The sequence below is a fragment of the Streptomyces sp. NPDC104367 genome, from assembly GCF_055583825.1.
Map to the genome: position 1 here is coordinate 41,473 of NZ_JBVJND010000004.1, position 11,512 is coordinate 52,984.

Here is an 11,512-nt window from a genome sequence, read left to right on the forward strand (position 1 = left end):
CCCCGCGCCCCGGCGGGAGCGGATCACCACCGCTCCGTCCCGCACGGACCGGCCCCCTCGCTCTCGGGCAGCGGGACACGGTCCCCGGACATCGTCAACGTCCGGTAGTACCCGCCGATCCGCACCGCCGACCGCCCCACGTAGTGCCCGATGAACGACCGGCGGAACCGCGTGGCGGAGCGGTTCGGCTGCGACCCGTGCACCAGGCTCCCGTTGAAGAACAGCACGTCCCCCGGCGCCAGGTCGACCGGCACCGCCGTCAGCCCCTTCGGCGGTGCCACGTACTCCCGCGCGAACGACAGCTCCGCGTCCGACTCCTCCGGGCAGAAGAGGTCCGCCCGGTGCGTGCCCGGCACCACCTCCAGGCCGCCGTTCTCCCGGTCGATCGCCTCGCAGGCGACCCACGCGGCGACACACGTCCCCGGCTCCACCCGCAGATAGAAGTTGTCCTGGTGCAGCGCCTGCCCCCGGGCTCCCGGCGGCTTGAAGTAGAACATGCTCTGCGCCGCCAGCACCTCCTCCCCGAACAGCCCCTCCAGGATCACCCGCAGGCGCGCGTCGAGCAGGAACTCCCGTGCCGTCGGCAGGAATTCGTGGGGCTGCATCACCCGTGGATACCGGTGCAGCGGATCCGCGGTCGGACCGGGCGTGAAGTGCCCGGGCACCGGCCGCCCCGCCGCGTGCAGCGCCGCGAACTCCGCGCGCAGCCTGCCGATCTCGTCGTGTCCGAACAGCCCGCGTACGACGGCGAAGCCGTCCTCCTCGAACTCCCGCAGGATGGTGCTGTCGATGCCTGTGACCGTCATGCCCGTCACGCTAGGCCGACGCGGCGACGGAGAGGATGCCCATGAACGCCGAGGAACTGCCCGGGACTGCTGCGCCCGCCCCGCCGCCGGGCATGGTCGTCACCGGCCGCTACCGCCAGGGACCGGGCTACCGCGTCAACCGTCCGCAGGGATCGCGCAGCTGGCTCTTCGTCTGGACCACCGCGGGCCGCGGACTGGTCCGGCAGGGCGCGGCCCGGGCCCACGCCGCACCGGGCGGCCTCGTCGTCCTCGCCCCGGGTGTCCCGCACAGCTACACCGTCGAACCGGGCGCGGACCGCTGGGAGTTCTGGTGGACGCACTGCCGGGCCCGCCCCGGCTGGGTCCAGTGGCTGGCCCCCTGCGCCCTGGGCGACGGCGTGTACCGGGCCGACGTCCCGGCCGGCACCCACCGCAGAATCGACGACGCGTTCCACCGCGTACTCACCGACTCCCACGGGACCACCGCCGCGCCGGCCTCCGCGTCGGGCGACGCCCCGGTGGTCGTCGCATGTGACAGTGTCGCGCGGGAGTTGGCGCTGTGCGGGCTGGAGGAGGTGGTCCTGCTCGCGACCGCCGGGGCCCGTCGCGCGCGGCCCGGCGCGGACGCAGGGGACGGGCGGATACGCCGGGCCGAAGAACTGATCGCCGCCGACCCGGGCGCCCCGCACACGGTCGGCTCGCTCGCCGCGCGTGTCGCGCTGTCGCCGTCCCGGTTCGCCCACCTCTTCACCCGGCAGACCGGCGTGCCGCCGATGCGCGCGCTGCGTGAGGCGCGGCTGCGACACGCCGTGCGGCTGCTGGAGAGCACCGACCTGACCGTCCGGCGTGTCGCCGCCGCGTCCGGATTTCCCAGCCCGTTCCACTTCAACCGGGTTTTCCGCGAAAGATACGGTGTCCCGCCCGGCGCCTACCGCACCGGTGAACGCCCATGATTTCCCCGCCCATTGGTTCACGGACGCCGAAGCCCGCGCGGCCCCCGCAGGTAGGGCCGTGGTTCAATGGTTGACAACCGGACCACGGCCGCCCGTGCCGAATCTCCCCGCCAATTGCGATGTCGATACGGCGACACGGCTCGAACTCCGCCATTGACGTTTCGTCAAATAAGTACCGGGTCCAGGCAATGCGCAAAACCCCGGGTTCTCTTGTTCTGGCGCGCTGGCCTGTGCAAAAGTGTGGCGTGTCGGCATGCGGACCATTGTTTTTTCACCGCCGCATGCGCGAGGCCGCTCCCGTACACCCCCCACGCTTCAAAAGAGCTGCCGTCGGTGGACGTTCGAGTGCCCGAACCCCCAACAGGCCCAGCCGGCCTAGAAGTCGGCCGGGTCGTATACCCGTACCCGTCGCATACCAGTTGGTATGGACCGGATCCAGCGTTGCGTCTGGGAGGAATGCAGCCGTGAATGACGCAGGCCTGGGGAATTCCCCTGCCCCCGCCCGGCCGTTCGACGTCACCGACGAGCAGCTCAGCACCGAGCTCAACCAGTGGGCCGCCACCGCACCCGCACTGTTTCCGGTCGGTGAACTCCTCGACCGCCACTGGGAGGCTGCCTTCGCGTACGCCCGTCTGTGCACCGACGGGAACCGCGCCGCCGGAATGCTCACCACGGCCGCATTCACGCGGCTCTTCGGCGAGTCCCTCCGGCAGACCGGCCCCACCGCCGCCTGGCGCCCCCAATTGCTGGTCACCGTCCGCCGTATCGCCGCCGAATGGGACAACGACGGCCACGGCGAACTCCTGCACCCCGAACTGCGCTCCGGAAAGCAGGGCGAGCGGACCGCCGCCCGGCTGCTCCCCGCCGCGGACCGCCGGCTGCTCTCCCGCGCCTTCCAGCGGCTGACCCAGTCCTCGCGCGCCGTGCTGTGGCACACCGAGGTCGAGTCCGAGCCCCTGTCGGCCCCGGCCGGTCTGCTGGGCCTCGACGAGCAGGACGCGCGGGTCGAACTGCGCCGGGCCCGGGAGCGGCTGCGCGAGGAGTGCCTCCAGGTGCACCGCGAACTCGCCCACGAGGACGAGTGCCAGCGCTACGTCCGGATGATCGACGTGACCTTCCGGCGCGGCGGGATCGACATCGACCGGGACCTCCAGCTGCACCTGAACGCCTGCAGGCAGTGCCGGTTCACCGCCGACCAGCTCCACCAGTTCAACGGCGGACTCGGCATCGCCGTCGCCGAGGCCGTGCTCGGCTGGGGCGCCCGCGCCTATCTGGAGTCCCGGGCCGGCGGCGGCGCCGGGGAGCCCGCCGGGCCGGGGGCCGCGGGCGCGGCCGGCCCCGCGGGCGGCGAGGCGTTCGCACCGGGCAAGGCCCTGGAGGTGCACCCCGTCGCCTCCCGCCGCGCCGCGCAGCGGGCCGCCCGCCGGGTGCGGGTGCGGCGCCGCAACCTCGCGGTGGCCGTGGGCACGGTCAGCGGCCTGGTCGTGCTGCCGCTGGTGCTGTGGGCGGTGCTCGGCTCCGGCGACGGCGCCGACTCGGCGTCCAGTGCCAGGCCCTCCGCCACGCCCGGCACCGGCAAGGCCACCTCGGGCCCGTCCTGGATCGGCACCAACCAGACCACCCAGGGCACCCTGCGCGGCCGGCTGCACAACATCGCCTCCGGCCTCTGTATCGGCGTGTCCGGCAAGAAGGCCGTCAAGGGCGCCGAGACCGAGCTCGCCGAGTGCTCCTCGGCGGCCGGCCAGCAGTGGACGTACGAGAGCGACGGCGTGCTGCGCAGCGCCGCCGACCCCGGTCTGTGCCTCGACTCGCACCTCGGCTTCTCGGTGCAGCTCGCCCCGTGCGTGGGCGCCTCCGCCGCCGGCAACCGGAACATCCGCTACGACTTCACCCTCCAGGGCTCCCTGGTGCCGCGCTGGAACCAGGACCTGGCGCTCGCCCCGGCCGCCACCGACGGCGGCGGCGCTCTGGTGGTCAAGACCCGGACCGGTGTCGCCGCGCAGCGCTGGGTGATGGACACCTCCCAGACCGACCTCCAGATGCAGATCGTCAACTGGGACGCCGAGAGCAGCCCGACCCCCACCGCGTCCGCGACCCCCCACACCAAGGCCGCGAGGTCCGCCACGCCCACGCCGACCCCGTCGGCCTCCAAGGCCACCGCGGAGCCGACGCCGTCGAGCACGACCGGCTACAACCCGTGCGAGACGTACCCGGGCTACTGCTACGGGGACGGCCAGTACGGCGGCGGCTGGGGCGGTTCCGGCGGCGGCTGGGGCGGCTCGGGGGGCTCCGGCGGCGGCGGGCGCCACGGGCGCTGACCGGCCCGGCTCCGGCTCAGGGGTGGTGCGGGGGAGGGGGCGGGATCGTCGTCAGGTCCGGCGCCGCCCCCGGCCACACCAGCAGCACCGGGCAGGGCGCGTGGTCCACGGCGAACCGCACAGCCCGGCCCAGGCTGTGCGGCCCGAGCCGGGACCGGTCGCCGTCCCGGGCCAGGATCAGCAGAGCGGCCCCCTCGGCGGCGGCCACCACCTCCCGCTCGGCCCGCCCGGTCCGCTCCAGCCGGGTGCACGGCCGGCCCAGCCGCGCCTCGGCCGCGTCGAGCAGTTCCGCCCCCGACACGCCGCCGATCTCCACCAGCCGCCGCTCCGGGTCCGGCTCCGAGCCCGCCCGGCCCAGCAGCCCCGCGAACGCGCCGTGCGCGATGCCGGCCACCCCCGGCTCGGTCACGTGCAGCAGCACCACCTCGGACGCGGCCGGCGCACACGAGCGCGCCGCGTCCACACAGGCCGGCCAGGTCCCCTCGGCCAGCCAGACGATCACCCGCATACGGCCTCCCGGTCAGCTCCCGAACACCTGTAGCGACCCCCACAGTGCCACCACGGCGGCGCCCAGCGCGGCCGGCACGGCGAGCAGCCCGAGCCGGGTGAACTCCCGCAGGTCCACGCCATGGTCGTGCTGGTGCACGATCCTGCGCCACAGCAGCGTCGCCAGCGACCCGGCGTACGTCAGGTTCGGCCCGATGTTCACCCCGAGCAGCACCGCCAGCAGCGCGCCGGGCCCGGAGGGCGCGACGAGCGGCAGCAGCACCAGCACCGCGGGCAGGTTGTTGACGACGTTCGCGAGTACGGCGGCGAGCGCGGCGACGCCCAGCAGCGCCGGCAGCCCGGTCCCGGCGGGCAGCACGTGCCCGAGCGCGTCGGCGAGCCCGTTGTCGACGACCGCCCGCACCACGATCCCCAGCGCCAGCACGAACGCCAGGAAGGCCGGCGCGGCCGCCTTCACGACCGCCAGCGGGGTCGCCCGGCGCCGCAGCAGCGCCCGCCCGGCCAGCACCAGCGCGCCCGCGCACGCGGCCCACGCCGGGTCGACGCCGACCGCCGAGGCGAGCACGAACCCGGCCAGCGTGCAGCCGACCGTGACCAGGGCGAACACCGGCAGCCGGGGCGGCTCGCCGGTGTCCTCGGCGCCGGGCGCCGCCGTCGACAGGTCGCGGGCGAAGAACCGGCGGAACACCAGGTACTCGGCGCCGATCGCCACCAGCCAGGGCAGCGCCATCAGCGCGGCGAACCGGGTGAAGCTCAGCCCGCTGGCCGCGAACGCCAGCAGGTTCGTCAGATTGGACACCGGCAGCAGCAGCGAGGCGGTGTTCGACAGATGCGTGCAGGCGTAGACGTGCGGCTTCGCCCGCACCCCGGACCGGGCCGCCGTCGCGAACACCACCGGCGTCAGCAGCACCACCGTCGCGTCCAGGCTCAGTACGGCGGTGATCACCGAGGCCAGCGCGAACACCGCGGTCAGCAGCCGCACCGGCCGCCCGCCGGACCAGCGCGCCATCCACGTCCCGCAGGCCCGGAACAGCCCCTCCACGTCGCAGAAGTGGGCCAGCACCAGGACGGCGGCGAGGAAGCCGACCACCGGGCCGAGCTGCGCCACCTCCGCCCGCGCGTGGTCGAGCGAGATCGCCCCGGTGGCGACGACCACGCCCGCCGCGGGCACGGCGAGCACCGCCTCCGGCCAGCCGCGCGGCCGGATCACGGCCCAGGCCAGGACGGCGACGAGCAGGAGGACGGACAGGGTCTCGGCGAGAGGGGTGTTCAGGGCGGTTCCTCGGAGGCGTGATCAAGTGCGGCCCGCCCATGAAAGCAGACCGGGGTCACGAGGACCGCTCACCCGCCGCGCCGAGGAACTCCGCCCAGCCGCCCACCGGCTCCTGGCCCGGGTTCAGCGTGCGCAGCCTGCGCAGCACCGCCCGGTCCTGCGCCTCCAGCCACGCCACCAGCTGCTTGAACGACACGAACCGCACGTCGTCGTACTGGGCCATCCGGCCGATCGCCTCCTCCACGGCGTCCATGTAGATGCCGCCGTTCCAGCGTTCGAAGTGGTTGCCGATGAAGAACGGCGCCCGGTTGGTGGAGTACGCCCGCTCGAAGCCCGCCAGGTAGGTGTCGCGGGCCTGGGTGCGCCAGGCGTCGTAGCGGGACTTGTCGCCGAGCGGGTTCCCGGCGGACTGGTTGTACATCATGTTGTAGTCCATCGACAGGACCTGGAAGGAGTGCCCGGCGAACGGTATGGACTGGAGCGGGAAGTCCCAGACGCGGTCGCCCTGCACCTTGCCCGGCCAGATCTGCAGGCCGCCGGGGGAGCTGGCGTCGTACTTCCAGCCCAGTGCGGCCGCGGTGGGCAGCAGGTTGGCCTGGCCCTCCAGGCACGGGGTGCGGCCGCCGGTCAGCTCCTTGCGGTAGTCGAAGGGCAGCGGGTCCAGGTCGGTGAAGCCGGTGTTCGTCTTCCACCTGGTCACGAAGCCGATGGCCTGGTCTATCTCGCTGCGCCACTCGGCGGGGGACCAGTTGCGCACACCGTCGCTGCCGCAGAAGTGCCCGTTGAAGTGGGTGCCGATCTCGTGGCCCTCCAGCCAGGCCGCGCGCACCTGCTTGAGCGTGGCGTGGATGTGCCGGTCGGCGAGGTAGCCGATCGCGGAGGCGCCGACCGCGTGCCGCGGCGGCCGGTAGAGGTCCTTCTTCGCCTCGGGGAGCGTGTAGATGCCGGACAGGAAGAACGTCATCTTCGCGCCGTGGTCGGCGGCGACCTTGCGGAAGCGGGAGAACAGCCCGTTGCTGAGCTCGCCCGCGCCGTCCCAGGAGAAGACCACGAACTGCGGGGGCTTGCGGCCGGCCGCCATCCGGGCCGCCTTCGGCTGGTGGGGCTGGGCGCCGGTGTCGGCCGTGGAGCCGTCGCCGATGAGCTTCGGCGGTCGGGCCTGCGCGGTCCCGCCCGCCGTGCCGCCGGCCAGGCTCCAGCCGCCGTTCGCGCACCCCGACACCGTGCCCAGCGCACCCAGGGCGCCCGCCGTCGCGCCCGCCGTCAGTACCCGCCTGCGAGAGAGCCCGCTCATGTCCGTCCCCGATTCCGTCGTCCGGGCCCCTCGGCGGGGCCGCTGCTGTGTGGTCGACGGGTTCGATGCCGGGTGCGGCGGAAAAGGTCGGAGTCGGGAGCGGGTGTTGCACGCCTGTGACAGAAGTGACCCGGACATGACGAACCCCGCCGCCCGGGGGGTGTGGGCGGCGGGGTCCGGTCCGTGGCCGTTCAGGCGCCGGTGCCGGCGCTGAACACGGTCAGCCGTACCGAGGAGGCGTTCCCGGAGACCGGGACCGGGCCGCCGGTCCAGGTCACCTTGAGCGGGTCCCGCTCGTCCGGCGGTGTGACGACGAGGGCGGCGGGCGTCGCCGTCGTGGCACCGCTGATCTCCGGGTTGGAGAAGGTCAGCCCCGCCCAGGCGCTCTGGCCGGGCTTGAGCGTGACCGTCCCGGCGGTGCCGCCGCCGGTGCGCTCCGGGTCGGGGCCCAGCTGGGTGCCGGACGCGTTCACGAAGGCGGCGCCCGGGAAGCCGCGGACGGTGCAGGTGCGGCCCGACGTGTTGGTGAGCACGACCGGGAAGTTCTCCTGGCCGGCCCCCGGGTCGTTGCCGCCCACCGAGGCGCCCAGCTCGGAGGTGTGGCAGCGGGTGCCGGCCGCGGCGGCGGTCGACGCGCCCGCGCTCGTGCCACCTGTACTGGTGCCGCCCGTGCTCGCACCGGTGGTGCCGGAGGACGCCGAGGACGCCGTGCCGGAGGGTTCGGCGGCGGTCTCCGAGGTGCCCGAACCCGCCGGGCCGTCCGTCGCGGGGGCGGCCGTGCCCGACACGGACGACGGGGACCTGCCCGTGCCGTCGTCGCCGCAGGCCGTCAGGAGGCCCAGGGCGGCGACCGTGCTCGCGAGCAGGGCCGCCCCGCGCCGCAAGGACTGGGACGTGTACGCCATGTCTCTCCACCCTCCTGATGCTCACGGCACGCCCGCCGGGCGTGCCCGCGGCGCTCGATGCGCCGTCACTCCCATCCGATGCGCGAACCGGCCGAAAAGTTCGGGGCCACGCCGTGATTCATCAGGTCAGGTGACCCGAAGGGAACGGAGTATGCCGTTCGTGGTGCCGGTGTCGGCCGCGCCCTCCTGCCGGACCTGCACGTAGACCTGCGGCAGGCTGTCGCCGCCGGCCGGGCCGAGCGCCGCCTCCTCGATCGAGCCGCCCGCGTCGGAGCAGTCGCTCCAGGTGCGCACCCGGCCCTTCCAGTCGGTGCCGGAGAAGGCGCGGCTGCCCTCGTAGTGGCACCCGGAGTGGGAGAGCGCGGCCACCTTCGCGCCGACGTCGCCGTGCTCGCTGACGCCGATGAACACACCGTTCACCGCGGCCGTCAGGTCCTGCCACTTCGCGACGTCGTCGGCGACCTCCAGGCCCGGCTCGTGCCCCGAGGCCAGCCCGAGCGCCTTCGGGTTCCAGCCGGAGTCGCGCAGCTGGCCCGCCCAGGCGGACGGCACCTCGGCCACCAGCCGCCCGGTGGAGTCGGTGACCCGGGTCCCGTCGGCCGTCGTCGAACCGCCCCGGGCGACCAGGGTGACCGCGACGGCGGTGCCGCCGGCCGCGAGCACCGCGGCGGCGACGAGCGCGGCCGAGTTCAGCCGCCGCCGCACGCCGTCCAGCCGTCTCGCCCGGCCGGCCGCCGAGGCCGCCGCCAGCCGGTCCAGCTCGTCCGCGAAGGCCTGCGCGGACGGCCAGCGCCGCTGCCGGTCGGGCTCCAGGGCCCGCATCAGCGCCCGCTGCACCTCGTCCCCGAGGTCCGGCCGCAGCCGCTCCGGCCGGACCACCTTCCCGGGCGCCGCCGGCACCGTGCCGGTGACCAGCTCGTAGCCCACCGCGCCCAGCGCGTAGACGTCGGCGCGGGCGTCGATGCCCGCACCGGGCTGCGCCTGCTCCGGCGGCTGGTAGCCCGCCGAACCGGCCGCCAGGGTGAGCCCGGAGGCCTGCGCCAGGCTCTTGGCCAGCCCCAGGTCCGCCAGCAGCACCCGGCGGGTGCCGTCCGGCGCGGTGCGCAGCAGCACGTTGCTCGGCTTGATGTCCCGGTGCACGATCCCGGCCCCGTGCAGGTCCGCCGCGCCGCGCGCCGCCAGCGCGGTCAGCCGCAGCGCGTCGGCCACCGGCAGCGGCCCCGCGTCCAGCAGATCGGCCAGGGTGCCCGCGTCGGCGTACTCCATCACGAAGTAGGGCCGCCCGTCGGGGAGTTCGCCGATGTCGTAGACCTGCACCACGCGCTTCGAATCGGCCCTGCGCAGCAGCCGCGCCTCGGACAGGAACCGGTCGTGGACATCGAGCCGGTGGGACCAGTTGTCGGCGAGCACCTTGACCGCGACCGCCGCGTCCAACTGGTCGTCGTGGGCGAGCCAGACCGTCCCGAAGGCACCGCTGCCCAGGGGCCGTTCAAGGCGATAGCGGCCGATCCGCTCCAGGGGTTGCATACGACTATCATGCCTGCCCAGAGATCGACTTCGAGGGGGACCTCCCGTGCCGGATGCCGCGCTGACCGAAGACCTCGCCCGGCGGGCCGCCGCCGGCGACCAGCTGGCGCTGAACCAGCTGCTCACCGAGGTCCGGCCCGACGTCGTGCGGCGCTGCGGACGCTTCCTGCCGTGCCGCGAGGACGCCGAGGAGGCCGCCCAGGACGTGCTGCTCCAGATCTCCCGGAAGATCGCGACCTTCGAGGGCCGCAGCCGCTTCAGCACCTGGCTCTACACGGTCGTCGCCAACTGCGCCCGGCAGAAGTACCGCGACCTGAAGCGGCGGGCTGCCGAGCAGCCGGCCACCATCGAACCGGCCGAACACGTCGACCCGCGCACCACCAGCGTGATCGCGGGCTCCCGCATCGACCTGCTGGAGGCGCTGGACCGGCTGGAGCGGGAGCATCCGCAGCTGGTCGCGCCGCTGGTCTACCGGGACATCTGCCAGCTGGACTACGCCGAGGTCGCCGAGCGGGTGGGGATTCCCCTGGGGACGCTCAAGTCCCGGCTGCACGAGGCCCGCAAGCAGGTCCGGCCCTGGCTGAGCGCGCCGTAGAAAAACCGAAGGCAAGGAGTTCACCCACTCCTTGCCACTCTCAACTTATAGCGCACCGGGGGGCTTGCGGCAAGGCCCCCCTCGTCCCGCAGAATCGCAGGCCGAAGCCGGAACCTGCGGTATTTGGGGGATATGCGACGTGCGTGTGCTGTTGATGGGATACGGGTCCCGCGGAGATGTCGAGCCGCTGGCGGGACTGGCGCTGGCGCTGCGCGGGCTCGGCGCGGAGGTACGGGTGTGCGCGCCGCCCGACGAGGAGTTCGCGGAGCTGCTGGCCCGGGCCGGCGTGCCGCACGTGCCGTTCGGGCCGTCGGTGCGGTCGGTGGTGACCCGGCCGGACCCCTCGCCCCGGGACGCGTTCAGGCTCGCGCCCGAACTGGTCGCCGCGCACTTCGACACGGTCGCCCCGGCGGCCGAGGGATGCGACGCGCTGCTGGCGACCGGCCTGCTGCCGGCCGGCGCGCGCTCGGTCGCCGAGAGACTCGGCATCCGCTACGTGTTCGCGTGCTTCCACCCGTTCGGCCTGCCGTCCCCGGTCTTCCCGCCGGCGGGGCGGCCGGGCCGCCCCGCCCCGCCGGACGCCGACCTGCGGACGCTGTGGAAGGTGGACGGCGAGCGGGTGAACGCGCTGTACGGCGAGGCCCTGAACACCCACCGGGCCGCGCTCGGCCTGCCCCACGTGGACCACGTCCGCGACCACGTCCTCACCGACCGGCCGTGGCTGGCCGCGGACCCGGTCCTGGCCCCGTGGCAGGACCTGACGTACCTCCGCCCGCGGCAGACCGGGGCCTGGCTCCTGCCGGACGAACGCCCGCTCCCGGCCGACCTGCTGGCGTTCCTGGAGGCCGGCCCGCCACCGGTGTACGTCGGCTTCGGCAGCATGGCGATGCGCACCGCGCCGGACGCCGCCCGGGCCGCCGTCGAGGCGGCCCGCGCCCGGGGCCTGCGCGTGCTCGTCGCACGCGGCTGGGCCGGCCTGGCCCCCGTCGACGACGGGGACGACTGCCTCGCGATCGGCGAGGTCAACCACCAGGCGCTGTTCCGCCGGGTGGCCGCCGTCGTCCACCACGGCGGCGCGGGCACCACGACCGCGGCCGCCCTGGCCGGCGCGCCCCAGGTGGTCGTGGGCCAGATCGTGGACCAGCCGCACTGGGCCGCCCGGGTGGCCGCGCTCGGCACCGGCGCGGCCCACGACGGCCCGGTCCCGACCGCCCGGTCCCTCTCCGCCGCGCTCGCGACGGCCCTCACTCCCGGCACCCGGGCCCGCGCCGCCGCCGTGGCCGCCGCGGTGCGCACCGACGGCGCCACGACCGCCGCCCGGCTGCTCCTCGACGGAGCCTGAGCCCCGCCCCGCC

General features: G+C 74.7%; 10 protein-coding genes. 4 read left to right on the plus strand and 6 right to left on the minus strand.

Translation table 11 applies throughout. The features are described from left to right. Positions 1-23: 23 nt before the first annotated feature. Entirely contained in the window at positions 24-806 is a 783-nt protein-coding gene (locus tag ACZ619_RS07515) for a phytanoyl-CoA dioxygenase family protein (RefSeq protein ID WP_469595381.1), read from the minus strand. Between the two features lie 41 nt (positions 807-847). Here ACZ619_RS07515 and ACZ619_RS07520 point away from each other — a divergent pair, with 41 nt between their 5' ends. Both ACZ619_RS07520 and ACZ619_RS07525 read left to right on the plus strand, forming a co-directional pair. Continuing rightward, positions 848-1,738, plus strand: coding sequence for a helix-turn-helix domain-containing protein (locus ACZ619_RS07520; RefSeq protein WP_469595383.1), 891 nt, complete (start codon positions 848-850; stop codon positions 1,736-1,738). 464 nt (positions 1,739-2,202) lie between these two features. Then, entirely contained in the window at positions 2,203-4,056 is a 1,854-nt protein-coding gene (locus tag ACZ619_RS07525) for an RICIN domain-containing protein (RefSeq protein WP_469595386.1), read from the plus strand. 16 nt (positions 4,057-4,072) lie between these two features. Here ACZ619_RS07525 and ACZ619_RS07530 read toward each other — a convergent pair whose 3' ends face one another. From ACZ619_RS07530 to ACZ619_RS07550, 5 genes are all read right to left on the minus strand, one after another. Next, a complete protein-coding gene (locus ACZ619_RS07530) occupies positions 4,073-4,564 on the minus strand; it encodes a universal stress protein (protein ID WP_469595389.1) in 492 nt (163 codons plus the stop codon). A gap of 12 nt (positions 4,565-4,576) precedes the next feature. Continuing rightward, the gene (locus tag ACZ619_RS07535; RefSeq protein ID WP_469596034.1) at positions 4,577-5,836 is read right to left on the minus strand and encodes an SLC13 family permease; all 1,260 of its coding nucleotides are present in this window, start codon (positions 5,834-5,836) and stop codon (positions 4,577-4,579) included. A 55-nt stretch (positions 5,837-5,891) separates the two neighbouring features. Continuing rightward, positions 5,892-7,130: a polysaccharide deacetylase family protein gene (locus tag ACZ619_RS07540; RefSeq protein ID WP_469595391.1), complete on the minus strand. Its 1,239-nt coding sequence runs from the start codon at positions 7,128-7,130 to the stop codon at positions 5,892-5,894. Positions 7,131-7,321: 191 nt separating this feature from the next. Further along, a complete protein-coding gene (locus ACZ619_RS07545; RefSeq protein ID WP_469595394.1) occupies positions 7,322-8,035 on the minus strand; it encodes a DUF4232 domain-containing protein in 714 nt (237 codons plus the stop codon). Positions 8,036-8,161: 126 nt separating this feature from the next. Then, complete coding sequence (locus ACZ619_RS07550; protein ID WP_469595396.1) at positions 8,162-9,562, minus strand: serine/threonine-protein kinase; 1,401 nt, start codon at positions 9,560-9,562, stop codon at positions 8,162-8,164. Positions 9,563-9,608: 46 nt separating this feature from the next. Between ACZ619_RS07550 and ACZ619_RS07555 the strand changes: the two genes are divergently transcribed. Together ACZ619_RS07555 and ACZ619_RS07560 are read left to right on the plus strand one after the other, a co-directional pair. After that, positions 9,609-10,157 (plus strand): RNA polymerase sigma factor, encoded by a 549-nt coding sequence (locus ACZ619_RS07555; RefSeq protein ID WP_469595398.1) that lies wholly within the window; start codon positions 9,609-9,611, stop codon positions 10,155-10,157. Positions 10,158-10,296: 139 nt separating this feature from the next. After that, the gene (locus ACZ619_RS07560) at positions 10,297-11,499 is read left to right on the plus strand and encodes a glycosyltransferase (protein WP_469595400.1); all 1,203 of its coding nucleotides are present in this window, start codon (positions 10,297-10,299) and stop codon (positions 11,497-11,499) included. Positions 11,500-11,512 lie beyond the last annotated feature (13 nt).